This window comes from Microcoleus sp. OTE_8_concoct_300, assembly GCF_031383065.1.
Classification (GTDB): domain Bacteria; phylum Cyanobacteriota; class Cyanobacteriia; order Cyanobacteriales; family Microcoleaceae; genus Microcoleus.
The window spans coordinates 14,629-36,268 of sequence record NZ_JANMZH010000332.1; the positions used below are offsets into that span (position 1 = coordinate 14,629).

The following is a 21,640-nucleotide window of genomic DNA, read 5'->3' on the forward strand; positions in this document are numbered from 1 at the left end:
TTAACTAATTACTCTTAACTGTAGTCATTCTACTATTACTTGTTGGCCTGAACCTAATAAGTGAGGAACGGCAATAATCAAGTCGCTTAGAATTAAATTAGGCTGATGCTGTTGCAGTTGATAGCGGCTGCGAATTCCGCAGGTAACGGCAATTGTAGGTATTCCCAATGCTTTTCCTGCGAGGATGTCTGCTTCTGTATCTCCGATCATCCAAGCCGAACCCAGCGATGACTCAAATTCTTGGGCAACTTCAGCCAACAATTCAGTTTTTAAGGCTGTATAGTTGTGATAAGCGGCATCCGCCATCTGAGTTCCGCTAATGCAGGTAAACAGTCTGGCTAAACCGTAATTTTGCAACAGTTGAACGGCTTGATTTCTCGGCCGCAGGGTGACTAAAATCAGGCGCACGCCGCGAGAGTGCAGAAGTGCGATCGCCCATTGCACTCCCGGCTGGATGCGATCTAAGTGCAACAAGTCTGGCTGATTGACAATCCGACTCACGCATCCGAGAAAAACGTGAATTTCTTCTCCCGACAAGCCGGAAATTTTGGCTATTTCAGCATCGGGCACTCGGTTTTGTTTCATTTGCCAAAACTGCTGTTTGCTGAGGATTTGGAGGTTGAGGTTGATTCCCCTAGCAAGATAAGCTGCTTGAGTGTCGGCTAATCCCTGTTGATATGTGGCGTAGTAGCGATCGGACACATCGACTATCGGCCCGTCTAAATCGCAAAATACTGTCATTCGGGGGGAGGAGTCAGCCTCTAATGGTAGCTTGTACTGAAGGTTTTCGGAGTCTGGGGCGACAGCAGTTAACATAAAACGTTAAGTAAATCAAGGGAGTTATACATTTCTTGACTTTAGCAAGAAATGTATAAGTTATAATACAAAATTTTAAATAAAATTATTAAAAAAACCTATTAATTTTTGGAGGATTGGGCTCAATAAGGGCGATCGCTCCAGCCTGCGCGTCGATAAAATCCAGGGAAAAAGTGATTTTTGTGGCTGTTGATATGTGCTTTAGCCATTAAAGTTTAGAATTAAGTGTTTAGTCTTTTGTAATTTACCCATGCTCAAACAAAGCGATTTTGTTAGGAATTCGGACACTAATCGAGTAGAGGTGCTGTCCGAAGCACTGCCTTACATTCAACACTTTACTGGTCGCACCATTGTGGTCAAATATGGCGGTGCGGCGATGAAAGATAGCACTCTCAAAGACAAGGTAGTCCGGGATATTGTGCTGCTAGCTTGCGTGGGGATGCGTCCGGTTGTGGTTCACGGCGGCGGCCCGGAAATTAATATTTGGCTGGAAAAATTGGGAATTGAGCCGCAATTCAAAGATGGTTTGAGAGTGACTGATGCGGCGACGATGGAAGTTGTAGAAATGGTTTTGGTGGGGAAGGTAAATAAGGAAATTGTTTCGTTAATCAACCAAGCTGGCGGCAAAGCAGTGGGATTGTGCGGCAAGGATGCCAATCTGATTCAAGCTCGCCCGGACGGCCGGGAGGGAATTGGGTTTGTTGGTGAAGTCAGCGGCGTGAAAACCCAGATTTTGGAGTCTTTGGTGAACAGCGGTTATATTCCGGTGGTGTCGAGCGTGGCGGCGGATGAACACGGTCAATCTTACAACATTAATGCTGACACGGTGGCTGGGGAAATTGCGGCTGGTTTGGGAGCAGAAAAGTTGATTTTGATGACGGATACTGCGGGAATTTTGGAGGATTATCACAAGCCTGAGAGTCTGATTGCTAAGTTGGATATTCAGGAAGCGAGACAGTTGGTTGAGTCGGGAGTTGTGTCTGGGGGAATGATTCCGAAGGTTAATTGTTGTGTGCGGAGTTTGGCTCAGGGTGTTAAGGGTGCTCACATTATTGACGGTCGAATTCCTCACGCTTTGCTGCAAGAAATATTTACGGATGCGGGGATTGGGTCGATGATTGTGGCTTCTGAGTTTAGCACCGCGAACTTAAGGCCTAAGTAAGGCGTAAATCCTAGGGTGGGGAGGGCGGGTGCGTGAAAGGGGTAAACTCGCTGCGATCGCGTATATCCTAAATAAACCTGCCCCTACCAACCTTTAGAAGGTACTTCTGGGAAATTACTTCAACTAATTCTAACCGTTGTTGGATTTCAGCTTTTGTTAAACTATGATCAAAAACTTTAGACTTTTGGATTCTGTTGGGCTTCTCAAGCCGATTTCAAATACGCGATTAGCGCTAGTGGGCTCAGAATACGCATCTATTTCTAGTTTGCCAGTTGGACTTGTGGGAACTATTATTGAAGTGTATGATACGGGAAAGGAATGTCAGTATTTAGTGGAGTTTGCTGAGAGTCAAGGGATTGAATATGCTATGGCTATGTTGAAAGCCGATGAAATTTTAGTTCTGCAATATGAACTTGCATTTGCTTAGTAATGTGAGGAGAAGAGAAGTTAGATAAGGGATCTCGCACTTTGGGAAGGAAAGGGCGAGATGCTTTTAGTTTTGTACTTAAATCGCGCCATCATTTAACGTGCAGTTTCAGCTTGAATTTCTCGAATAATAGTTGATATTTCTTCGGCTGACTCCAGGTGTCTAGCCAAAACTTGAGCAGTTTTGTCCAGCAAGCGTTCTGAAAAGACTTTAGCTAAGTCTTCCCGTAAGCCTTGCCCTATATAAAACTTAAGCAATGCTTCTACAGACATATCTCGATTTGCCGCTATTTTCTCAAGTGATGCTAAAGTATCTATTGGAATGTTTAGCGAGACTATTTCCGCTGTACGAGGTCGCAATTGCAATTTTATTTCTTCTTCAGAATTGTTCATATAATTTCCTTTCTGTGCGGGTAGCAGGACGGGAAGAAATGATGCGTATTCGCAAGCTGCGTTCTACATAAACAACCAGTAAGAGGCGTGGAGTGCGGGAATAACCCAGGATAAAGTTACGCTGTTCGTCATTAGCCGTTGCATCTCCCTCCTGATAGAATGGATCGAAGAAAACTTCTGCGGCTTCTTCAAAGCTAACGCCATGCTTTTCTAGGTTAATCTGGAATTTGTTTGTGTCCCATTCAAACTCAACGCCTTGCAGTCTGTACACACTATCCATGCTTCGATATTAACATTATTTAAATAAGAGCGATCGCACTTTGGGAAGGAAAGGGCGATTCCCTACGGGATAGCTACGCACGCGCGTACTTTGAAAAAGCAACAATTGCGCTACGCCCAAGACATTATTAGACTGCTTTGAGGTATTGCGTTACAGGCTTCAAATCGATGTCATCGTTGTCAGTCAGTATTTTAAATAAATGACGCGGGATGCCGGCTGCAATCAAAACTTCCAAATCGCGATCGAGCTTTGACCAGTCCTCGTAGATGCCGACAAACTGACTTACGCAAGCTAAAGATGAATCTTTCGGGTCATTGACTCCCGTGTATTTGTACTGAATATCAAAACCTGCTTTTTCGCCAATTTCTTCGATATCCCAGTCTACAAGTGCCATATCCGTCACTTCAACAGCTAGGGCAATATGACCGGGCGGTATGGGGTCAAGAGGCTCGCAGCACCAACCCTGAGAATGGTTCCAGACACTTTGACCAACTGATTCTCGAATTTTCATGTATTTTCCCTCACTGAAAGTAGCAGCGAAACCAGGCTTTGCCTTCAGGGCGAACATCTGCAAGAGACCGTTCATATTCAGTTGCTAGCTGTTGGCATTTCTTTTTCGCTTCTTTTAGGTTATACGCTTGTACGGGTTCGTTGATGGGATTGCCAAGCTCTTCTTTTTCCCGTTCTGGATCTCTCACTCGTCCCCCTTTTTGCTGCTCTTGCTGGATGAGGGGGCTTGCTGAGCCTGGAACCACATCTCTATTGCTTCTTCCAACCCTTCTCCTATATTTAGCTGCTTCAGAGTACACGCAGCTTTAAACTGAAGTCCTAGTTCTTTTCGGACATCTCCCGATAGCTGTATGTAATTTGGGTTGTGTCGCTTCGCTGGCACTTCTGTACTTTTTCCCATTTAGGCTTCCTCCAATTTTTATATTCTCACGATCGTACACCTGTTCTGCTGATATGTTATCATGTTAACAAGTAGAATATGTGCGCGAGTGAATAAAAAAAGGGCGCTCGCTTTTGGGATAGGTGGATGGAAAGGAGCGATCGCAATTCAGGGATTCGGCATGGGAAAGGGGCGATCGCACTTTGGGAAAAAAGGGCGATTCCCTACGGGATAGCTACGCACGCGCGTACTTTGAAAAAGCAACAATTGCGCTACGCCCAAAACATTATCAGACTGGACTGATTCATTCCGACTAAAGAAACCGGGTTTTTTACCGAATCTGCAGGCTATAACGAAGTATTTTGATAAAAAACCCGGTTTCTGGGCCTCATGGGTAAGTCCTATTAAATAGATGACAAGGGATGCCGGTCACAATCAAAGCTTCGAAAGGGCGATCAAGCTTTGAGGAGTCTTCATAAATGCCGACAAACTGACTTACACAATCTAAAGATGAATCTTTCGGGTAATTGACTCCCGTGTATTTGTACTGAATATCAAAACCTACTTTATAGGCAATTTCTTCGATATCCCAGTCTACAATGTCTAGGGCTATGGTGACCAAATACTAAAGTAAGCTTAACAATAGAAAAGTGAAAGTTAGGTTATGTTAAAATGTTCTCAACAAGACCGCTTTTCCACCATACCGCACAGCAATCAGTGCCATGTCTATTTCTCAACCTGAAAAGCCACAGTATTTAAAACCGATTAATCCCCCGGATCTTCAAATGCGAGCGATCGCCTACAGTTTAGATACTTTAATTCCAGGGCTATACATTTGGCTGGGTGCTATCAAAATTAGGATTGGGGGTAGCTTGACAAAAGAAAGCTATCCGGGGAAAATTCAGAGTCCAATTGGCATGGCTTTTGTACTCCCTGGCTACCGCATCTACAGAACTTACCAAGGTAGCTATGACCCTTGAATTGACTCTTTGCTATAATGGCATAATAATACTATTGATGGCGATCGCACAAACAATGAGCAAAGAAAACATGATGCTGACACTGGACAGCGAGAAAAAAGCAGCACTTTCTGCGATCGCTACCCTGATGAATCGAGATTTAAGCGACGTAGTGAATGAAGCAATCTCGACCTATCTGGAAATGAATCAAAGGCTACTTGCAGAAATTACAACAAATCAGGAAGAATCAAAACTTGGCGACTTTATTGACGAGGGACAAAAAAAGGGAGCTATAGATTTACAATCTCGCGGTATAAATCGAGAACAAGCAGCAAATCTGCGTGCTAGACTGCAAAGTTTTGCTGAAGATTGGAACTGTCCAGAAATGGATGTGTACGATGCCTTATAATCGTGGCGAAGTGGTGTTAGTTTTGTTTCCCAATTCTAGCCTGCGAACCGCTAAGCGGCGACCGGCTTTGGTCATTCAGGCTAATAGTATAGGAACTAATTTGTCGCAGACTATTGTGGCAATGATTACGAGTAATCTGGCTCGTGCTGGGCATCCCAGTCGAGTGTTGGTAGATATCACAACGTCTGAAGGACAGCAAACGGGATTAATAACAAATTCGGTGATTATGACTGATAATATTGTCACTGTTCTCGATTCAGAAATTGATAGAGCGATCGGTATTTGGTCAGATATGGTATCTGTAGATGCTGCACTCAGACACACATTAGGACTGTAGCAATCGCTTGGGGATGAAAGGATGATAGAGAGGGAATGCGATCGCCCTTTTGGTTATTTCGGGAAAAGGGCGATCGCACTTTCCGACAATAAGGGCGATCGCACTTTCGGAACATAAGGGCGATCTTTTTTGGGATAGCTGGATGGAATGGAAAGGAGCGATCGCAATGCAGGGATTCGGCATGGGAAAGGCGATCGCCCTTTTAGTTATTTGGGGGAAAAGGGCGATCGCTATCAATTTTTATACTCGAATGCGAATTCTGTAAACTTCTACCAGTAGTAATTTACCTCGATAATGCTCCTCACTATCGTGCAATGATAAGTATTCTGTCAGCCTTGCCATCAACTGAGGAATAATTTCAGGGTGATTTCTCAGTTGAATAGAAATGATTCCTTGATATGAACTTGGCGGATAAGTCACAATATCTGCGAAGTCTCCATTGAGAGAAACAAGTATGGCATTTAATTCCTGAGCTTTGGCAATGACAATAGTATCTGGAGATTCAATTGGGATGTAATCTCCTAATACAAAAACTTCATGCTCGGTATCACGAAGTATTTGAATAATAGACTTAGGAACGCATTGATCGATGAACAATTTTAAACTCATTAGGCAACTGTTTCAAAATCCGACAAATCGCGAGCATAATCAAGACAAGCAGCTATCTGTTCTTTGGCGATATCTGGAAACTCGTCCATGATTTGTTCGACAGTGTTATTTGATGCTAAATATCCTAAAATCAGACCAACGGGAATTCTAGTCCCTTTGATTCTTGGTTTACCTCGCAGTACATCGGGGGTACTAACGATATGTTCTCTCCAGTTTACAGGCATAAGTTGTCCTTTCTGAATCTGATAAGTTATATTATCTAATCTGACAAGTTATATTTTAACTTAAGGAAAGGCGATCGCACTTTCGGAAAATAAGGGCGATCGAGCTTTGAAAAGTCCTCATAGATGCCGACAAACTGGCTTACGCAAGCTAAAGATTCATCTTTCGGGTCATTGGTAGTAATGTCGGTAATTTATTTGCTATACTTAAAGCATCGTCCTAGAGCGTTTAAAAGGAGCAACAGTGTCAGCAAAAGATTACTATCATCCAGTTGTGAAACAGGCACTTGTTAAAGCTGGCTGGAAAGTTACTCATGACCCGTTGTTGTTGAAATGGGCTAAGCGAAAACTATTTGTAGATATCGGAGCAGAAAAACTGATTGGCGCTGAAAATAATCAGTCTAAGATAGCTGTTGAAGTTAAAAGTTTTATCAGTGACTCTAAAATTTTAGATTTAGAGAAGGCTTTGGGACAATACATTCTTTATCAGAGAATTTTAGAACAAACTGAACCGGAAAGAACGCTCTATCTTGCCATACCTGCGATGTCTTTTGAGGAGCTTTTTATTGAAGATAAGTTTGCCGATATTTTATTGGTCGATAATCATTTGAAGTTGATTGTTTTTAATCCACAAATAGAGGAGATTGTTAAATGGATACCCTAGTAGATTGCCGCCAGATTGTTAAAGGGATTCTCAATGAATACTCAGGGTTTTTTGCTTCTGAAAGTGAGGTACAAAGTCAAGTAATTTTCGATTTAGAAAACGATCGGTATATGTTACTATCAATGGGATGGTTTCAGGGGAAAAGAATTCACGATTGTGTTATACACATGGATATTATCGAGGGTCAAGTTTGGATTCAATCTAATAATACCGATCGCTCGATCGCTGAAGAATTAGTAGCAGCGGGCATTCCCCCTAAGTTAATTGTTTTAGGACTTCAACCGCCAGAAGTAAGAGCTTATACAGCTTATGGCGTACCAAATTCAATACAGTCTCAAGAATTATTGCAAGTGGGTTAAATTTGCAGGGGAAGAGCGATCGCCCTTTTGGTTATTTGGGAAAATAAGGTAGATCGCACTTTCGGACAAAAAGGGCGATCGAGCTTTGACCAGTCCTCGTAGATGCCGACAAACTGAGTTACGCAAGCTAAAGATGAATCTTTCGGGTCATTCACTCCCGTGTATCTGTACTGAATATCAAAACCTGCTTTTTCGCCAATTTCTTCGATATCCCAGTCTACAATATCTAGGGCGATCGCTTCAACGGCTAGGGCAATATGACCGGGCGGTATGGGGTCAAGAGGCTCACAGCACCAAACCTGAGAATGGTTCCAGATGCTCTTACCTTGAGATTCTCGAATTTTCATGAGTTTCTGAGCATAAAATTTTACAAACTTGGCTATGATAATTAAGAAAGGACGATAGTTAATTTATTAACTTAAATGTACCAGATTGAATACACTCCGCAAGCAATAGAAGACTTAAAATACTTTAAGAAGCACGAGCAACAACAAATCTTGAGCGAAATTCCAGTGCAATTGCGATATGAACCTAGTGTTGAGACTCGCAACCGCAAGCGCACTCGACCTAATAGTATTGCAGGTTGGGAATTGCGGATTGCGGAGTTTCGAGTCTTTTACAATGTTGAAGAACAGGTACAGATTGTAGAAATTAAGCGTATTGGCGAGAAAGAGGGCAATAATTTTTTATTTCGCGGACAGCAGGAGGATGTATGACAATTAAATGGAATTATCGAGTGTTTCTGGAAGATAACGGCGATTATATCATTCGGGAAGTGTTTTATGAATCAGATGGAGCGATCGCGGGATGTACTGAAAATGCTGTGGAACCTTGGGGAAAAAGCTTGGAAGAATTAGCAAAAAACATTGAGTGGTTTAAAGAAGCATTGACGTTACCCGTTTTGACACTGGCTGACATTCCCGAACCGCTTCGGAAATCAGAGTCAAAGCAAGTGCGAAGTGGCAATGTTTCTCACGAGCAACTGATGGCAGAGTTAGGTTTAGCTGAGTCATCTCCCGTGAATTAAATGCAGAGGGCGATCGCCCTTTTGGTTATTTGGGCAAAAGGGCGATCGCAATGCAGGGAAAAAAGGGCGATCTTTTTACGCACTCAGAACAAAGAAACCGGGTTTTTACAGAATTCGCGGGCTACGGCAAAGTATTTTCATAAAAACCCGGTTTCTGGGCATTTATCTATTAGACTGCTTTGAGATATTGGGTTACAGGCTTTAAATCGATGTCATCGTTGGAAGTGAGTATTTTAAATAGATGACGCGGGATGCCTGCTGCCATCAAAGCTTCCATAGCATGATCGAGTCGTAGCTGATGAGCCAGAGGAATGGGGGCGATCACTTGAGATAAAGTAATCATCAAGCAACTTATTTCCATTGGAATGCCATGGTTTGTCTCTGCCACATATTGTTCTGATTTCCATTAAGCTTGTTGACCTCTGCGTGCAAGTGAACTCCCTGGGATATACCATTGTAACCAACTTTTCCTATTGGCTCATTTGTTTCTACACGCGCACCAACTCTTTTGAATTTCGATGGTATTGAGCCTTGCTGCAAGTGCAAGTACATGGTGCGATAACCGTCATCTACACCGTCATTATCATCCAATTTGACTACTAAAAAATTAGCAGTTGTTCCTTGCCTGCCATCATCAATACTGCTCAAATTTCGGCTTTTGTCAGGGGTACTATCATTCCAGTTAACTACTGTTCCGGAACGCATTGCGTATACTTGTGCGCCAAAATAACCACCCGAGTTAGCGCCTAAGTCAATTGCATATTGTTGTCCAAACGACTGATTATGATTCCCAATAGTAATCGGACTTGGTTGGCTTTGACCCAAAGGATGAGCGAATCCTCGTAACGGATTAGAAGGTGATGGATTAGAAAATAGACGAGGCAGAGTTTGTTGTGTTGTAAGCGTGACTTTAGCCGTACCATTATTCAGCCATTCTAGAGTTCCCTTCTCAAAACTTTGTCGCCAATTACCGTTGCCAATATGCGATTCTTCACTGGTAGGTAAGCCTAGCTGACTATTTTGGCCTCCTAAATTCAGGTAATGCCTGCCCAAACTACCGCGAACAGAGTAAGTACCCTGGGCTGAGTGAAATATTGCACCGTTTTGGAAGTTTTGTCGCCATTTACTAGATACAAATTGGTATTCAGCACCCGTAGGTTGACCCAAAGCCTGAGCTATAGCTGGATTTCTGTTGTAAAAAGAACCAATGCTACCTTGGATCGGAAATGAACTCAACTGCTTCTCTACTAGATATTGGTGTCCATCTAATAGAACAGTCGCAGTATCGTCCTCACTCTTCAACCCCTGAATCTCACCCTGACTCAACTCCTTCCCCTGAACAACCGCCGCAAAAATTGCTCCCTCATCTCCCGGTGCATCCGTAACATTCAACCGCGCATCAACAGAGTGTCCTATCTCTTCCAGCAAAACATCCGCAACCGCCGCCGGATTCGCCGCATTCTGAGTCAAAAATTCCTTCGATAAATAAATCGTATTAGTCGCCGCTGCAAAAGCCCCATTCGCCCCGCCAATCTCAGCAGACGAGACAACCTTCACAGGCGGGATATCACTAAAATCCCCATGAAACCATCCTTCGGCTAAGGCTTTCGCACCCGCAGCATCCCAGTTTTCGCCAAAAGCCACATTCATCTTAGCCACGAAATCTGGCCCGGCCGCAAACTTACTCAGATCCCCATAAACCTCAGACATCGCCTGACCTGTTAGCAAATCGACAGAGCTATCCGGTAAACTGCTGTTGGAGTCCGTGCTCACTGCACTAGCCATCCGGGTTAGCAAATCGTCAGGCAAGATGATATTGTCATAGGCTTCTGGCGTTAAAGTCGGGATATTAACTTCCTGACTAACACCCCCGGTTAGGACGCGGTTAGCATCTAGCTGCGGGATAATAGCCTTAGTCGGTTCTAGGCTGGCATTCCAAGGAGCGATCGCACTTTCGTTATTAAATTCAGGCGTGAAAAAATTAGACACGTTATTCTCCCGTGTTGATTAGAGACAAGTACATAGACTTGCCCTGTGTTTGCTTGGATTAAATAAACTCTTTGTGGTAAAAGCCGATCAGCCGATCGCCCTAATGAACCCTTAGCCCCGATGAACCGCAACAGTAGCGGTACTTCTAAAGCTCTATTTATCTATCAGGCTGAGTCCACAAGTTTTATGCAAAATATGGCGTTTTTCTTACGAAACTTTACCTAACGTTGTCAGACGTTCGCAGATAGTAGCTTTGAGGTGAGTTGAAGCGATCGCGCCCATTACTGACTCTGAGTATTCCTACTCGGCGTCACACCGCCCCAACAAACTCAACTATATCTGATGTATATAACAATACAATCAGCACAGCTAGCAAGTAACTAACAAACGCTAGCAGTTTTGGTTATGCTGTCGTTAGCCACATCTCAACACACCCGACAATGGCATCAAAAGAAGATTTATTTGCCGAAGCCGCCAAACACTGGGACTTAGAAAGGCTGTACCAAGCTTTTGCAGAAGCTAAACGCCAAATCTCACCTCGATCGCGCAGGGGACTAACAGAAACAGAAAAACTCTACCTCCGAGGATTGCTTTCCGGTTGCAGTCCCGCCGAAATCGCCCGCCAACTGTTTCAGAGTTCCAAAAGTGCAGAGGTTTATTTATGTAAAACTTTATACCAATATGTTAAAAAAATCGCAGATGTACCTAACGAACCTGTAGGAAATTGGCGCAATATTTGCGATCGGCTACAGGAAGCCGGATATAAAACTCAGTCTTCTCCTGAATTTAAAATAAATAATTCTGTACCTACAGAAGCATTAATAAAGATAGTTAATATAGGTTGGCTGGAGCAAAGTACAATATCAATGGATATTAACATCCAATTAACATTCCCCTCAACTTCAGAAGCTCCAAAAACAGAAGACTTGGATAAAGACGGTTAGATGGGCGATCGCCCCTAGAGTAACTAATCTAACTGAAGGGCGATCGGCCTAATAATACTTACGATGGGGCCCAGAAACCGGGTTTTTTCCGAGATACTTCGTTGTGACTCGCAGATCAGGTAAAAAACCCGGTTTCTTTGTCGGAGTCCATAAGTCCAGAAACCGGTTTTTTTCCGAGATACTTCGTTGTTACCCGCAGATCAGGTAAAAAACCCGGTTTCTTTGTCGGAGTCCATAAGTTTTGTTATTGATGATTTTAGGCGATCGCCCCTCAACCACCAATCTTATAGAAAAGCTTTGCGCTCTAATCATATCCTCAACCAAAGAGCATAAATGCTATAATCTTAATCCAGAGCGATTCCTTCACAGTCGAGGTTTCAAAAATGAGATTTATCAATCCCAAAACAGATTTTGCCTTTAAAAAAATATTCGGCGACGAACAAAACAAAGAAATCCTCATCAGTTTTCTCAACGCCATTCTCTACCAAGGTAATTCTGCGATCGAATCTTTAGAAATCCTCAATCCCTATCAAGCCCCCAAAATTAGAGGAGTTAAAGATTCTTACTTAGATATCCGAGCCAAGCTGAATAACGAGCAAACAGTCATTATCGAAATGCAGGTATTGAATGTAGAAGGCTTTGAAAAGCGGATTTTGTACAATGCTGCTAAAGCTTATTCGATTCAACTCGACACGGGAGAAGATTACACGCTACTAAATCCGATAATCGCCTTAACTATTACTGACTTTGAAATGTTTCCCAATCTCGACAAAGTAATTTCCCGCTTTGTCCTCAAAGAAAGAGATTATCTGGTTGACTATCTAATTTACGATATCGAGTTAGTGTTTGTTGAATTACCTAAATTCGACAAAAAATTAGAGGAATTAGAAACTCTAACCGATAAATGGATCTATTTTCTGAAAAATGCCAGGAGTTTAGAAGTTGTACCGGAAAAGATGGGAGAAGTCCAGGCAATTCAGAAAGCTTTTGAAGTTGCGAATCGCGCTGATTTAACTCGCGAAGAGTTGGAAGATTTAGAACATCAGGAAATTTACATACAAGACCAGCGGAATGCTACTATTAAAGCTGTGAAACAGGCTGTTTCAAAAGCTGTGAAACAGGCTGTGAAAGAAAAAGCGATCGACATTGCCAAAGGACTTCTGGATGTGTTAGATGAAGCAACAATTAGTCAAACAACAGGATTGACTATGGAGGAAATTCAAAAGTTGAAACAAGCAAGGTAAAAAGCGATCGACTCTCAAGAATCCTTCGACACTTCCTCAAAATCTTCAGCATCCCCCGGCAAACCAGAACCCTCGCTACTCCTCAACCTGGGCGATTCCCCATTATTCGTACCCGCACCGTAACCCCCAGAATACCTGTCCTCCAAACCCGAATCCCTCAGCGAAAGCGCACTTCTTTGACTGGGGGATAATCTATCCGTCGATCGGCGATTTGTCCCAGAAATCGGCGGCTTCCGAGTTAAAGTTTTCCAAGCAGCCTTCATCCCACTCACCACGCTGCGAGTTGTAACCTGCACGTTTTGCGCCTGCTTTTTCGCGCTAACAATACTTCGATCGACCTGTTTGACAACCTCCCCCGCACTTTGCACCCCATCGCTAACATCATCCGTCAACTCGCTAATTTCCAGCCCCGTCAACCGAATCGCCTCCAAAGTCGGCGGAAACTCGCGAGAAAGCGTATCAGCGAGCTTTTCCACGCTGCGGGCCGCCCGGGCCAGCGCTTGCACCGCAGGTATTAAAGTCACTAAAACAGCAGTCAGGCTAACTGCTACTAGCAAAATCGAAAGTCCTAGCCAAAATATGGGATCGCTCACTTGAATCTAAGATTTGGGGTTGAGGATTTCATGTGATTTAGCGGATGGGAGGGCGCGACGGGGGACTGACTTCGGCTTCAGTTTCCGCCAGTGTTTGGCGTTCCCGCTGAGTCGCTTCCAAACCGGCCGCGATCGCCTCTTTGAGTCTCATCAAAGTTTCGTCCCAATTTCGGATTGCACTTTCAGAAAGTCGATCGGCCTGCAACTGCACGCTAGTCGATAAATCCTCCGCCAACTCCGGCAAAGCATCAGCCGATTTTTTCAATATCTGTCGCGTCTCCTTGCCCGTTCGCGGTGCCATCAGCAACCCAGTCACGGCCCCGATCGCAGAACCCACAAGCAAACCGCCAATAAATAATCCTGAACGTTTAGTTGACATTTTTATAACTTCTCTCCATAGACTAATTTTAGGGACGTTTGCCCGATCGCAGCCCTTTGCAAAGGTAGAAATCTTGTTGAAAATCCTAGGGAGTCAGCAGGGGCAGCAGTTTTAGGATAGCTTACCTCAAAGGTCGATCGCGCCGGAGCCAAAACATCCGTCCCAAACCCAGCAATCCCAAAAGTTGCTGAACCTGTTGCAGTTGCAGTTCCAGTTGTTGATAGCGCCGTCGCAGTTGGCGGGTACCTTGCTGCCTTTTAGCAAGGAAATCCGGCGATTTGCTGAGGACATTGCTGCTGCGGCGTTCCATAGCTGCAATCCGCATTTCAAAACCTGCGATCGTCCGCCGGATTTTCCCCACCTTCGCAGCTATATAAAAGCAGACCACAGATATTAGTAGATTGATAATTACAACAGCAGTCAGCATTTATTACCTGTTTTTAAACTACTAACATATTCGGCTTTTTAGGGCGGGCTATAAGCCCGCTCCACCGGATATTTTGTAGGGACACAAGAATGTTTTGTCCAGATTTATTGTGTAGGGACAAAACATTCTTGTGTCCTAAACTATAGCGGTTCTCAAGCGTGGTGAGGTATGAGGGCGAGTCCTATGCCTATGCCTATGCCTATGCCCTATGCCCTATGCCCTATGCCCTATGCCCTATGAGCACCTCATGTTACTGAGAAAGCTATATGTGTCCCTCTCCCTAAAGCGCGTAAAGTTTTAAGCCTGAGACATAGCAGGCAAACAAACCTTAGTACCGCCCAAACCGCAATAACCGTTCGGGTTTTTAGCAAGATACTGCTGGTGATAGCTTTCTGCGTAATAAAACTCAGGAGCATCAATAATTTCAGTAGTAATCTTGCCGTAACCTGCAGCCGTCAGAGCCTGCTGGTAAGCATCGCGCGCAGCTTCAGCTAGCTGCCTTTGGCTGGCTGAATACGTGTAAATTCCCGATCGGTACTGAGTACCAGAATCATTACCCTGACGCATTCCTTGAGTAGGATTGTGACTTTCCCAAAAAACTTTTAGCAGCGTTTCGTAACTAATTACTTTCGGATCGAACACAACCAGAACTACTTCATTATGTCCCGTCATCCCGCTGCAAACTTCGTTGTAAGTAGGATTTGGAGTAATCCCGGCTGCGTAGCCAACAGCCGTCGAAAAAACTCCATTTTGCTGCCAAAATTTGCGTTCCGCTCCCCAAAAACAGCCCAAGCCAAACAAGGCAGTCTCCATGCCTTTTGGAAAGGGAGGTTTGAGCGGATTGCCGTTAACAAAGTGAGTTGTCGGTACCGACATCGACTCTGCCCGTCCCGGCAATGCCTCTTGGGGAGAGGGCAGGCTCGACTTTTTGCCAAATCCAAATAGCACCATAAGTTTGTGAGGGGATCTCTGATAAACGTCTTTACCTTACTTAATAATATCAGATATATACTGAAAATAGTGGCCCTCTTAAAGGTAGAAGGTAAAAGCCAGAAGACAGATGTTTGTTACGGAAGGTTTTTGGTGATACTGCTCACTGCCAACGCAGTTTTAAATCACCTTAGGCAGTGGTCTATGTCACCAAAGCATACCTAAAATATCACCTATTGTTGAGGTATAAATCACGCTGATTTTAGGCAAAACAGCCGATTATTAAAGGTATGGTGTTGTAGTAGTTATTCAATACCATTTATTGGGAGTGTGTAGAAATGGCCGCTAAACCTTGCAGTCAACCTTTAAAATCTAATCCGTTTATTACTTACCGCGACCCAATTACAGGCAAGTGGATTGTGGTAAATCAGATTTGGCCCAAAGCAGCAGAACAAGCACAGCTAGCAGCCGCTTGAGTTCTCATATTAATTTTTGACCTAAAAATTAACCATTCTTTCAAACTTCAGGACTTACGCAAAAAGTTATTGGACGCCCTACTTATATTCGTAAGGTGCTTACCTTGCACCTACCTAAGCACCTTACTTTGAAACATTTCTCATCTCTTTTTGCAGTTCCAAATACCGATAGAGATATTCCGCAATTATTCCGTGCAAAAACAAGTCGCGGGCCGCATTAAACGGACTGTTGGGCGCTAGGGGATGGCGATTGACAATTACATGATTCCAGTCGCAATTTCCGGTAATCTCGCTGACGTACACTCCGAAGTTTTCATCTAACTGAAGCGACATCACTGCTCGAGCAAATTCGTCGCTAGTCAAACACAGAGAATAAAAGACTTTAAACAATTCGATCGCCGATTCTAAATCCAGAATGTTTAGCCATCTGCGTTTTTCAAAATCTATGGCAACTTCTACTGGTTGAATGCTATCATAATTTATTCCCCGTTTTTTGACTACTTGCAACCAGTTAGGATTTGTGAGCATGGCCTGGTTGTAATCCCAGACAAAGTTATAGAGAATTAAGTCGTGTTCGAGAAACGCATTCTCAGCTAAATCGCTAACAGTGCGCGGATAAAGTTTTGACTTTTCTATCTGGGTGTCGGGGCCGTTGTCAATCAAGAAGTTGATAATGTTGGAGCCGATGCAGATGTGTCGGACAATTAAATAACAAGCTTCTGGCGAGACAAAGTTATTTAGGAAAAATGCAGCCGATTTGTGCATTAAAGTGTAAGCGCGAAATTGAAATGGCAACAGGCGCTTTGTTGTCATAATTACCGCTAGCAACAAGTTAGCAATTACTTTGATCGGGATAAGTAAATAATTGCGAGTCCAGTTTTGCAAATCCCGCATCATGTATGCTTTTGCCACTAAATCGACGGGAATAGCTCGATCGCAAAACAGCACATCCCAAACATTCGGATCTCGGCGGTTGTAGGGTTTGGTAGCGTAAGGAATTTTTCGCTCATCTGGGAGATTTTCGATATCTTGTTTTTGCAGCTTTTGCATTAGCGAATTTCCTCCAATTGCAGCAAATATAAACGAGCAGTGACGCGAGCGGTTTTGACAATGCGGCGGGCAATATCATCTGTCATCCATTCGGCATTAATCAAATTTTCCAGTTTGGCTAAATGGGACTCGTCATTAGAGCCGTGGTACGCTAAAAACGATACTTGTTCATCTTGCAAACCGAGCGTTTCTTGAATTTGTTTTGCCCACTTTCCCGCCAACTGATTTCCCAATCCTTCGATAATAAACATACTGCCAATTAAATCAACCGGATTGTCCCGCGATGCTTGGTGGAAGATAAAAGCTGATAGTGCTTCGCTGCCAATATTCTTATCATATTCCACAATTTTCGATAAATCGCCGCCCACAGAAACATAATTTTGTTCTAGCATTTGATAGTCGCGGTGTTCGTCTTGAGCATGACCGATAAAAGTCGATCGCAGGCGAAAGTCACTCATGTTAGAAGCAGCGCGAGCAATCCAGCGAGCTCCCTCTACAACTTGTGGCCGGAGATTGCACAGCAAAGTTTGATAATCTTCTATTGTAAACTCTCCCCGGTACAATTTGCGGACAATAGGAACGGAACGAATTTCGCGCTCAAACTTCAGCCAAATCCATGCTAACTCCCGCAACAAATAAGCTTGCGGAGAGTTGGGGTGTGCCGATTTTACACTTTCGAGAGGCGAAGCTTCGGGAACCTCATGAAAATGTGAAACTTGAGAACTCATAGGCTTATGGGTATTTTCCACAGCAGTTAACATAATATATGCCGTTGTAAAGCGGCCGCTTTCCGGCACGAAACAAAAGATTTTCTGTCCAGGCTGCAACTTGCCAGAATTGAACAATTCCTCTAACATTAAATAAATGGCGGCACAACCTGTATTTCCCCGACTGTATAAGTTGGTAAACCATTTTTCTTCAGGAATCATGCAGCCTGCTTGTGCCAGAAGTTCTACAATTTGTCCCCGGAAAAAGTGAGACGAATAGTGGCACAGCAGCCAGTCGATTTCCTGCGGACAAACTCTCCCGGCTTTAATCAACCGCAGCCAACCTTCAACACCTAATTTCATTACATTGTCCAGCAAGCGAATATTTTGCCGCAAGTCAAAAGCTCCCGCTGTGGCTGCATCGAGGTAGGAGGAATAATCCAACCAGCTTTTAGTTGATGTTTCGTTTGCTAATCCTGAATACATACAAACAGGATAGGCGTTGGCGTGGGAAATTAGCTCAATCCATTCTATTTTTAAACTAATTCCCCTGGAGTTAGGATGGTTTTGGAGCAACAATGCTCCGGCACCGTCGGAGAGCATCCAGCGCAGAAATTCTGTATCGAAAGGCAGGGATTTGCCCGCTTGCACCGAAGTCTCTGCTTCAAATTTGGTGTTTTTGAACAGGCGCGAGGGAAATTCGGAAGCGACGGCAATTGCTGTTTGTTTTTTGCCGAGTTCGATTTGAGAGGCGGCGTAATTTAAAGCACTAACTCCGGCACAGCAAACTCCTTGAGTGGACACTATTTCTAGGGGAGATAATTCGGAAAGTTCCCCGTGTACTGTGCTGGCAAATCCCGGTACTAATAAGTCTGGTAAAGTGGTAGCGCAGGTCAGTAAGTCGATCGCCCCTGGTTCCAGATTTGACTGAGAAATCGCGTCACGGACGGCAAACGCTGCCATTTTGCTGTTAGAATATAGTGTTTGCTGCTGTTTGTCGATCGCGTAGTAGCGCTGTTGAATGCCGTTGCTGTTGAGAATTCGCTGCCTGACTCTCGAAGGGCGCGAGGCAATTTTGCCAAGATACTCTTCCATCTCATCATTATTAATCGGTTCTCCCGGCAAAAATTTTCCCATCCGATTGATATAAGCACTGTACATAGCGTAAACCTCTAAAGTTGCTAATTTACTCGGGTTCGTTGGTTTCTTAAATCAAGCCAGAAAATATCTAAAATTAATGGTGCTTTGTGAAGCAGTGAACTTGCAAGGAGGAACCAGCTATCTTCTAGAGTCAGCCCAAATCACGCAAGTTGAGCAGCAGCAGCAACAAGTAACCGGAAGCAGGGTGAAGTTTTTTGTAATTGAGCCAATATGTAACTAGAGTTCCTTCGCTGCTTCTCGACTGAAATGGATATTGCAAAACTAGATACTTGGTATTCTCCATCTCAACGCCGCACGGCTGTTTCACTGTTGATGAAACGAGTAGGCGTAACCCGCACTAGGGCTGAATGCTTTATCAGGCTGTGGATTTACTTATTGGTGAAACAGCTTCAGGAAAGCCAGCCCCGTCTCCAACCACCCCTGGCGAAACTCGAATTGCCAGCAACAGAAGTGCAGTGCACTCACCGGGAAGCCGCCGAACTATTTTACTGCGATTCTGATCGCGGGAGCTCTCGCGCGGCCGGAATGATGTTAGATAAATTAGCAGCACTCGGATTGATCGCCAAACACTTTGATGGTAACGCTACGGCAATTGAAATTAAACCAGTTTCAGAAATTTTAGATGTCGCGTCGCCGGCAAATCCGGTAAAACTCAAATTAGATGATTTCAACCCTCGGTGCGACGCGATTCCCGTCGCAAATTTATTAGCCACCAATTACAACTGGATGAACCGCAACACTAACGCCGTTCCCTACAAGATTGCTAAAATCCTCCGGCTTTTGGCTAGTCAATACTCAAAAGGAATGCGAGTTTTGCGCCGCTGCGATAATCTCAACCCAGTCGGGTTTTACTTACTTTATCCCACCGCTAGCGAATCAGAAGTAAATTTTTTTAACGCTCCTAGCAAAAGCCTTCATTTAAGTTCACTTTCCGATATCGATCCTTTCAATATGGCGCTACCAGGAGATAAAAATTGCCAGTCAGTATTTATCCGCAGTTGGATGATAGATCCGCAGTATTTGTCAGAATACCGAATTGCTTTCCTCGAAGACACACAGAAAGTTTTAGTTGAAATGCAAACAGATTTTCCCAATCTTTGCGACTTGCACACGCTGATAATTCACCCCCTGTACGAAAAACAGGCCCTGGCTTTGGGATTTCATAAGACTAGCAGCGATAGTCAGTCATCTGTTTATTGGATTTATCTAGCATTGGATAGATTTTTGGCGCTGGATATCAAGGAAACATTGGTAAACTGTAAGTAATATCAATTCCGGTTGCACCGTCCGTGACTGTTGACTGTTGACTGTTGAGTGTTGAGTGTTGAGTGTTGAGTGTTGAGTGTTGACTGTTGACTGATGACTGTTGACTGTTGACTAATGACTAATGACTAATGACTAATGACTAATGACTAATGACTAATGACTGTTGACTGCCACCAACTCTGGACACGGCGGCGTGCCGTTTCCCTACCCCAAAATAATCAATCTTCCTGGATAAAAGATGTAACTATCGCTCGATTAATTTTCGGAAAACGGCACGCCCCCCTGTCCTGACTGTCGGTAATATCAATTCCGATGCCACCGGATTTGATCTAATATTAAATCTCATTTCGTAGTAAGAACTTTAGTCCTAATTAACTGGTTCGTAGTAAGAACTTTAGTCCTGATTTCTTCTTCGATGAAGGCTGAAGCCCTCACTACGAAATTGTTTACAAAACCTCGCGACCTAAATAGGGTTGTAAGGCTTCCGGCACTTTTACAGTCCCGTCCGGCTGCTGGTAATTCTCCAAAATTGCCGCCATTGTCCGGCCTATAGCTAAACCGGAACCGTTAAGGGCGTGAACGAATTGAGTCCCTTTTTTCCCCGTTTCTTTAAAGCGAATATTTGCCCGTCGCGCCTGAAAATCTGCGACGTTGGAACAACTGGAAATCTCGCGGTATTTGCCAGCAGATGGCAGCCACACCTCTAAATCGTAGGTTTTGGCTGCCGCGAAACCCAAGTCGCCTGTACATAGTGCGATCGCCCGATAAGGCAATTTCAGCGCCTGCAAAACTCCCTCAGCATCCTGCACTAACTTTTCGTGTTCTGCCTCGGAGGTACTCGGATGCACCAGTTTTACCAATTCAACTTTATTAAATTGGTGCAGTCGAATTAATCCCCTCGTATCTTTGCCGTAACTGCCAGCTTCGCGCCGAAAACAAGGAGTATAAGAACAGTGATAAATTGGCAACTGTTCGGCTGTCAAAATTTCACCTCTGTACAAATTGACAACCGAAACTTCGGAAGTAGGAATCAGCCACAAATCGTCTTGGTCACACTTGAAACTTTCTTCAGCAAATTTTGGCAATTGACCCGTAGCAGTGAGGGATTCGGTGTTAACTAAAAATGGGGGAATGACTTCTACATAACCGGCTTTTGTGTGGCGGTCGAGCATGAATTGAATTATCGCTCTTTCCAGGGCTGCACCAGATCCAATTAAGGTGACAAAGCGGGGACCAGCGATTTTTACTGCCCGTTCAAAGTTGAGAATTCCTAATTTTTCGCCGATTTCCCAGTGGGGCAAAATATCGGGATTTTGGGGTATGTATTCCTCTCCCCAGCGCCGGATTTCGACGTTTTCCTCTTCATTTTTGCCGATCGGCGTTGAGGAGCCCGGCAAGTTTGGCAGCGGCAGCAATAAAGCTTCTATTTGAGCTTTTAGGTCTTTTTCCTTTGCTTGCAGTTGGTTTGACTCGGTGCCGACTTCGTTGCCTTCTGCTTGCAAAGTTTGAATTTCGGGAGATTCGAGGGGTAAACCCGATTTTCTTTTTTGGCCGATGAGTTTGGCGATTTCGTTGCTGCGGGCTTGCAGTTGCGATCGCTTGCCTTCCAACTCCCGCTGCTGTATGTCTAGTTGCAAAATCGGCTCGATTTCATAGTTACCTCCGCGCAGGTTGAGGCTTTGTTGCACGGCTTGCGGGTTTTCTCGGATTAATTTGAGGTCTAGCACAGATTTATTCTAAATCTTAAATTTTAGAGCGGCTGGGACAAAACCCGATGATATAGAAGCTTTGTCAATCATTGACCAACTCAATTATAACTTATTCTGATGAAAAGTTGCCGTTGGGTGTTACCCATGAAGGGTCACACCCCACAAAGGTATGCTATACTGGCAAATATTAGTAGATGCACCCTGATAATTTTTT

General features: G+C 44.0%; 33 protein-coding genes. 15 read left to right on the plus strand and 18 right to left on the minus strand.

The features are described 5' to 3' along the window. Positions 1-24 precede the first annotated feature (24 nt). Positions 25-816 (minus strand): HAD family hydrolase, encoded by a 792-nt coding sequence (locus ACUVJL_RS15015; RefSeq protein WP_445246570.1) that lies wholly within the window; start codon positions 814-816, stop codon positions 25-27. Between the two features lie 250 nt (positions 817-1,066). Between ACUVJL_RS15015 and argB the strand changes: the two genes are divergently transcribed. Together argB and ACUVJL_RS15025 are read left to right on the plus strand one after the other, a co-directional pair. Beyond that, the gene (argB, locus tag ACUVJL_RS15020) at positions 1,067-1,978 is read left to right on the plus strand and encodes an acetylglutamate kinase (protein ID WP_445246571.1); all 912 of its coding nucleotides are present in this window, start codon (positions 1,067-1,069) and stop codon (positions 1,976-1,978) included. Between the two features lie 163 nt (positions 1,979-2,141). Continuing rightward, positions 2,142-2,405, plus strand: a complete 264-nt coding sequence (locus tag ACUVJL_RS15025) for a DUF4926 domain-containing protein (RefSeq protein WP_445246572.1) — start codon at positions 2,142-2,144, stop codon at positions 2,403-2,405. Positions 2,406-2,500: 95 nt separating this feature from the next. Here ACUVJL_RS15025 and ACUVJL_RS15030 read toward each other — a convergent pair whose 3' ends face one another. From ACUVJL_RS15030 to ACUVJL_RS15050, 5 genes are all read right to left on the minus strand, one after another. Next, a complete protein-coding gene (locus ACUVJL_RS15030) occupies positions 2,501-2,797 on the minus strand; it encodes a hypothetical protein (protein WP_333122947.1) in 297 nt (98 codons plus the stop codon). Next, a complete protein-coding gene (locus ACUVJL_RS15035; protein ID WP_445246573.1) occupies positions 2,784-3,068 on the minus strand; it encodes a BrnT family toxin in 285 nt (94 codons plus the stop codon). Before ACUVJL_RS15035 ends, ACUVJL_RS15030 begins: the two co-directional genes overlap by 14 nt. Positions 3,069-3,204: 136 nt before the next feature. Next, positions 3,205-3,588 carry a hypothetical protein gene (locus ACUVJL_RS15040; RefSeq protein WP_445246574.1) on the minus strand — a complete coding sequence of 128 codons (384 nt, stop codon included), beginning with the start codon at positions 3,586-3,588 and terminating at the stop codon, positions 3,205-3,207. Between the two features lie 10 nt (positions 3,589-3,598). Continuing rightward, on the minus strand, positions 3,599-3,775 hold the full coding sequence (locus tag ACUVJL_RS15045) for a hypothetical protein (protein WP_190738037.1): 177 nt from the start codon (positions 3,773-3,775) through the stop codon (positions 3,599-3,601). Further along, positions 3,772-3,987 (minus strand): hypothetical protein, encoded by a 216-nt coding sequence (locus ACUVJL_RS15050; protein WP_445246575.1) that lies wholly within the window; start codon positions 3,985-3,987, stop codon positions 3,772-3,774. Before ACUVJL_RS15050 ends, ACUVJL_RS15045 begins: the two co-directional genes overlap by 4 nt. A gap of 126 nt (positions 3,988-4,113) precedes the next feature. Here ACUVJL_RS15050 and ACUVJL_RS15055 point away from each other — a divergent pair, with 126 nt between their 5' ends. The 5 genes from ACUVJL_RS15055 (at position 4,114) to ACUVJL_RS15075 (ending at position 5,936) form a co-directional block, all read left to right on the plus strand. Next, positions 4,114-4,269: a hypothetical protein gene (locus tag ACUVJL_RS15055; RefSeq protein WP_445246576.1), complete on the plus strand. Its 156-nt coding sequence runs from the start codon at positions 4,114-4,116 to the stop codon at positions 4,267-4,269. A 419-nt stretch (positions 4,270-4,688) separates the two neighbouring features. Further along, positions 4,689-4,946: a hypothetical protein gene (locus ACUVJL_RS15060; protein ID WP_445246577.1), complete on the plus strand. Its 258-nt coding sequence runs from the start codon at positions 4,689-4,691 to the stop codon at positions 4,944-4,946. After that, the gene (locus tag ACUVJL_RS15065) at positions 4,936-5,334 is read left to right on the plus strand and encodes a CopG family ribbon-helix-helix protein (RefSeq protein ID WP_445246578.1); all 399 of its coding nucleotides are present in this window, start codon (positions 4,936-4,938) and stop codon (positions 5,332-5,334) included. The genes ACUVJL_RS15060 and ACUVJL_RS15065 overlap by 11 nt, the downstream gene beginning before the upstream one ends. Continuing rightward, positions 5,324-5,671, plus strand: coding sequence for a type II toxin-antitoxin system PemK/MazF family toxin (locus ACUVJL_RS15070; protein ID WP_445246579.1), 348 nt, complete (start codon positions 5,324-5,326; stop codon positions 5,669-5,671). Before ACUVJL_RS15065 ends, ACUVJL_RS15070 begins: the two co-directional genes overlap by 11 nt. Before the next feature lie 49 nt (positions 5,672-5,720). Beyond that, positions 5,721-5,936, plus strand: coding sequence for a hypothetical protein (locus ACUVJL_RS15075; protein ID WP_445246580.1), 216 nt, complete (start codon positions 5,721-5,723; stop codon positions 5,934-5,936). On the opposite strand, the gene ACUVJL_RS15080 is transcribed toward ACUVJL_RS15075, so the two are convergent. Then, on the minus strand, positions 5,912-6,280 hold the full coding sequence (locus ACUVJL_RS15080; RefSeq protein ID WP_445246581.1) for a DUF5615 family PIN-like protein: 369 nt from the start codon (positions 6,278-6,280) through the stop codon (positions 5,912-5,914). The genes ACUVJL_RS15075 and ACUVJL_RS15080 overlap by 25 nt on opposite strands. Beyond that, positions 6,280-6,504, minus strand: coding sequence for a DUF433 domain-containing protein (locus ACUVJL_RS15085; protein ID WP_332977765.1), 225 nt, complete (start codon positions 6,502-6,504; stop codon positions 6,280-6,282). The genes ACUVJL_RS15080 and ACUVJL_RS15085 overlap by 1 nt, the downstream gene beginning before the upstream one ends. Before the next feature lie 241 nt (positions 6,505-6,745). Between ACUVJL_RS15085 and ACUVJL_RS15090 the strand changes: the two genes are divergently transcribed. Beyond that, on the plus strand, positions 6,746-7,165 hold the full coding sequence (locus ACUVJL_RS15090; protein WP_445246582.1) for an element excision factor XisH family protein: 420 nt from the start codon (positions 6,746-6,748) through the stop codon (positions 7,163-7,165). Continuing rightward, positions 7,153-7,524 (plus strand): XisI protein, encoded by a 372-nt coding sequence (locus tag ACUVJL_RS15095; RefSeq protein WP_445246583.1) that lies wholly within the window; start codon positions 7,153-7,155, stop codon positions 7,522-7,524. The genes ACUVJL_RS15090 and ACUVJL_RS15095 overlap by 13 nt, the downstream gene beginning before the upstream one ends. Here the strand turns inward: ACUVJL_RS15095 and ACUVJL_RS15100 are convergent. Beyond that, positions 7,521-7,871 (minus strand): hypothetical protein, encoded by a 351-nt coding sequence (locus ACUVJL_RS15100; protein WP_445246584.1) that lies wholly within the window; start codon positions 7,869-7,871, stop codon positions 7,521-7,523. The two genes, ACUVJL_RS15095 and ACUVJL_RS15100, sit on opposite strands and share 4 nt — an antisense overlap. Before the next feature lie 75 nt (positions 7,872-7,946). Between ACUVJL_RS15100 and ACUVJL_RS15105 the strand changes: the two genes are divergently transcribed. Then, positions 7,947-8,240 carry a type II toxin-antitoxin system RelE family toxin gene (locus tag ACUVJL_RS15105; RefSeq protein ID WP_445246585.1) on the plus strand — a complete coding sequence of 98 codons (294 nt, stop codon included), beginning with the start codon at positions 7,947-7,949 and terminating at the stop codon, positions 8,238-8,240. Beyond that, positions 8,237-8,551 (plus strand): hypothetical protein, encoded by a 315-nt coding sequence (locus ACUVJL_RS15110; RefSeq protein WP_445246586.1) that lies wholly within the window; start codon positions 8,237-8,239, stop codon positions 8,549-8,551. The genes ACUVJL_RS15105 and ACUVJL_RS15110 overlap by 4 nt, the downstream gene beginning before the upstream one ends. A 169-nt stretch (positions 8,552-8,720) precedes the next feature. Here the strand turns inward: ACUVJL_RS15110 and ACUVJL_RS15115 are convergent, their stop codons facing one another. Together ACUVJL_RS15115 and ACUVJL_RS15120 are read right to left on the minus strand one after the other, a co-directional pair. Beyond that, complete coding sequence (locus tag ACUVJL_RS15115; RefSeq protein ID WP_445246587.1) at positions 8,721-8,894, minus strand: hypothetical protein; 174 nt, start codon at positions 8,892-8,894, stop codon at positions 8,721-8,723. An 8-nt stretch (positions 8,895-8,902) separates the two neighbouring features. Beyond that, the gene (locus ACUVJL_RS15120; protein WP_445246588.1) at positions 8,903-10,540 is read right to left on the minus strand and encodes a peptidoglycan DD-metalloendopeptidase family protein; all 1,638 of its coding nucleotides are present in this window, start codon (positions 10,538-10,540) and stop codon (positions 8,903-8,905) included. Positions 10,541-10,980: 440 nt separating this feature from the next. On the opposite strand from ACUVJL_RS15120, the gene ACUVJL_RS15125 reads away from it, so the two are divergent. Next, positions 10,981-11,484, plus strand: a complete 504-nt coding sequence (locus ACUVJL_RS15125) for a helix-turn-helix transcriptional regulator (protein WP_445246589.1) — start codon at positions 10,981-10,983, stop codon at positions 11,482-11,484. 383 nt (positions 11,485-11,867) lie between these two features. After that, positions 11,868-12,728 (plus strand): Rpn family recombination-promoting nuclease/putative transposase, encoded by an 861-nt coding sequence (locus tag ACUVJL_RS15130; RefSeq protein ID WP_445246590.1) that lies wholly within the window; start codon positions 11,868-11,870, stop codon positions 12,726-12,728. A 14-nt stretch (positions 12,729-12,742) separates the two neighbouring features. Here the strand turns inward: ACUVJL_RS15130 and ACUVJL_RS15135 are convergent, their stop codons facing one another. From ACUVJL_RS15135 to msrA, 4 genes are all read right to left on the minus strand, one after another. Beyond that, entirely contained in the window at positions 12,743-13,321 is a 579-nt protein-coding gene (locus tag ACUVJL_RS15135) for a DUF948 domain-containing protein (RefSeq protein ID WP_445246591.1), read from the minus strand. A gap of 37 nt (positions 13,322-13,358) precedes the next feature. After that, positions 13,359-13,700: a YtxH domain-containing protein gene (locus tag ACUVJL_RS15140; RefSeq protein WP_445246592.1), complete on the minus strand. Its 342-nt coding sequence runs from the start codon at positions 13,698-13,700 to the stop codon at positions 13,359-13,361. Positions 13,701-13,821: 121 nt separating this feature from the next. Continuing rightward, positions 13,822-14,127 carry a hypothetical protein gene (locus ACUVJL_RS15145; RefSeq protein WP_445246593.1) on the minus strand — a complete coding sequence of 102 codons (306 nt, stop codon included), beginning with the start codon at positions 14,125-14,127 and terminating at the stop codon, positions 13,822-13,824. Positions 14,128-14,424: 297 nt separating this feature from the next. Then, the gene (gene msrA, locus ACUVJL_RS15150) at positions 14,425-15,078 is read right to left on the minus strand and encodes a peptide-methionine (S)-S-oxide reductase MsrA (RefSeq protein WP_445246594.1); all 654 of its coding nucleotides are present in this window, start codon (positions 15,076-15,078) and stop codon (positions 14,425-14,427) included. A gap of 317 nt (positions 15,079-15,395) precedes the next feature. Here msrA and ACUVJL_RS15155 point away from each other — a divergent pair, with 317 nt between their 5' ends. Continuing rightward, complete coding sequence (locus ACUVJL_RS15155) at positions 15,396-15,533, plus strand: hypothetical protein (protein WP_445246595.1); 138 nt, start codon at positions 15,396-15,398, stop codon at positions 15,531-15,533. A 123-nt stretch (positions 15,534-15,656) separates the two neighbouring features. Here ACUVJL_RS15155 and ACUVJL_RS15160 read toward each other — a convergent pair whose 3' ends face one another. Then, positions 15,657-16,583, minus strand: coding sequence for a DUF6999 family protein (locus tag ACUVJL_RS15160; protein WP_445246596.1), 927 nt, complete (start codon positions 16,581-16,583; stop codon positions 15,657-15,659). Then, positions 16,583-18,451, minus strand: a complete 1,869-nt coding sequence (locus tag ACUVJL_RS15165; protein ID WP_445246597.1) for a 3-oxoacyl-[acyl-carrier-protein] synthase III C-terminal domain-containing protein — start codon at positions 18,449-18,451, stop codon at positions 16,583-16,585. Before ACUVJL_RS15165 ends, ACUVJL_RS15160 begins: the two co-directional genes overlap by 1 nt. Before the next feature lie 246 nt (positions 18,452-18,697). Here ACUVJL_RS15165 and ACUVJL_RS15170 point away from each other — a divergent pair, with 246 nt between their 5' ends. Beyond that, positions 18,698-19,717 (plus strand): hypothetical protein, encoded by a 1,020-nt coding sequence (locus ACUVJL_RS15170; protein ID WP_445246598.1) that lies wholly within the window; start codon positions 18,698-18,700, stop codon positions 19,715-19,717. Positions 19,718-20,163: 446 nt separating this feature from the next. Here ACUVJL_RS15170 and serS read toward each other — a convergent pair whose 3' ends face one another. Further along, positions 20,164-21,444 carry a serine--tRNA ligase gene (gene serS, locus ACUVJL_RS15175; RefSeq protein WP_445246599.1) on the minus strand — a complete coding sequence of 427 codons (1,281 nt, stop codon included), beginning with the start codon at positions 21,442-21,444 and terminating at the stop codon, positions 20,164-20,166. Positions 21,445-21,640 lie beyond the last annotated feature (196 nt).

Bases quoted from the DNA above. Each gene is read 5' to 3' on its own strand.
- ACUVJL_RS15015 (WP_445246570.1), bottom strand. From the start codon at position 816: ATGTTAACTGCTGTCGCCCCAGACTCCGAAAACCTTCAGTACAAGCTA.
- argB (WP_445246571.1), top strand. From the start codon at position 1,067: ATGCTCAAACAAAGCGATTTTGTTAGGAATTCGGACACTAATCGAGTA.
- ACUVJL_RS15025 (WP_445246572.1), top strand. From the start codon at position 2,142: ATGATCAAAAACTTTAGACTTTTGGATTCTGTTGGGCTTCTCAAGCCG.
- ACUVJL_RS15030 (WP_333122947.1), bottom strand. From the start codon at position 2,797: ATGAACAATTCTGAAGAAGAAATAAAATTGCAATTGCGACCTCGTACA.
- ACUVJL_RS15040 (WP_445246574.1), bottom strand. From the start codon at position 3,588: ATGAAAATTCGAGAATCAGTTGGTCAAAGTGTCTGGAACCATTCTCAG.
- ACUVJL_RS15050 (WP_445246575.1), bottom strand. From the start codon at position 3,987: ATGGGAAAAAGTACAGAAGTGCCAGCGAAGCGACACAACCCAAATTAC.
- ACUVJL_RS15055 (WP_445246576.1), top strand. From the start codon at position 4,114: ATGGAAAGGAGCGATCGCAATTCAGGGATTCGGCATGGGAAAGGGGCG.
- ACUVJL_RS15060 (WP_445246577.1), top strand. From the start codon at position 4,689: ATGTCTATTTCTCAACCTGAAAAGCCACAGTATTTAAAACCGATTAAT.
- ACUVJL_RS15065 (WP_445246578.1), top strand. From the start codon at position 4,936: ATGACCCTTGAATTGACTCTTTGCTATAATGGCATAATAATACTATTG.
- ACUVJL_RS15070 (WP_445246579.1), top strand. From the start codon at position 5,324: ATGCCTTATAATCGTGGCGAAGTGGTGTTAGTTTTGTTTCCCAATTCT.
- ACUVJL_RS15080 (WP_445246581.1), bottom strand. From the start codon at position 6,280: ATGAGTTTAAAATTGTTCATCGATCAATGCGTTCCTAAGTCTATTATT.
- ACUVJL_RS15085 (WP_332977765.1), bottom strand. From the start codon at position 6,504: ATGCCTGTAAACTGGAGAGAACATATCGTTAGTACCCCCGATGTACTG.
- ACUVJL_RS15095 (WP_445246583.1), top strand. From the start codon at position 7,153: ATGGATACCCTAGTAGATTGCCGCCAGATTGTTAAAGGGATTCTCAAT.
- ACUVJL_RS15100 (WP_445246584.1), bottom strand. From the start codon at position 7,871: ATGAAAATTCGAGAATCTCAAGGTAAGAGCATCTGGAACCATTCTCAG.
- ACUVJL_RS15105 (WP_445246585.1), top strand. From the start codon at position 7,947: ATGTACCAGATTGAATACACTCCGCAAGCAATAGAAGACTTAAAATAC.
- ACUVJL_RS15110 (WP_445246586.1), top strand. From the start codon at position 8,237: ATGACAATTAAATGGAATTATCGAGTGTTTCTGGAAGATAACGGCGAT.
- ACUVJL_RS15115 (WP_445246587.1), bottom strand. From the start codon at position 8,894: ATGATTACTTTATCTCAAGTGATCGCCCCCATTCCTCTGGCTCATCAG.
- ACUVJL_RS15125 (WP_445246589.1), top strand. From the start codon at position 10,981: ATGGCATCAAAAGAAGATTTATTTGCCGAAGCCGCCAAACACTGGGAC.
- ACUVJL_RS15130 (WP_445246590.1), top strand. From the start codon at position 11,868: ATGAGATTTATCAATCCCAAAACAGATTTTGCCTTTAAAAAAATATTC.
- ACUVJL_RS15140 (WP_445246592.1), bottom strand. From the start codon at position 13,700: ATGTCAACTAAACGTTCAGGATTATTTATTGGCGGTTTGCTTGTGGGT.
- ACUVJL_RS15145 (WP_445246593.1), bottom strand. From the start codon at position 14,127: ATGCTGACTGCTGTTGTAATTATCAATCTACTAATATCTGTGGTCTGC.
- msrA (WP_445246594.1), bottom strand. From the start codon at position 15,078: ATGGTGCTATTTGGATTTGGCAAAAAGTCGAGCCTGCCCTCTCCCCAA.
- ACUVJL_RS15155 (WP_445246595.1), top strand. From the start codon at position 15,396: ATGGCCGCTAAACCTTGCAGTCAACCTTTAAAATCTAATCCGTTTATT.
- ACUVJL_RS15160 (WP_445246596.1), bottom strand. From the start codon at position 16,583: ATGCAAAAGCTGCAAAAACAAGATATCGAAAATCTCCCAGATGAGCGA.
- ACUVJL_RS15165 (WP_445246597.1), bottom strand. From the start codon at position 18,451: ATGTACAGTGCTTATATCAATCGGATGGGAAAATTTTTGCCGGGAGAA.
- ACUVJL_RS15170 (WP_445246598.1), top strand. From the start codon at position 18,698: ATGGATATTGCAAAACTAGATACTTGGTATTCTCCATCTCAACGCCGC.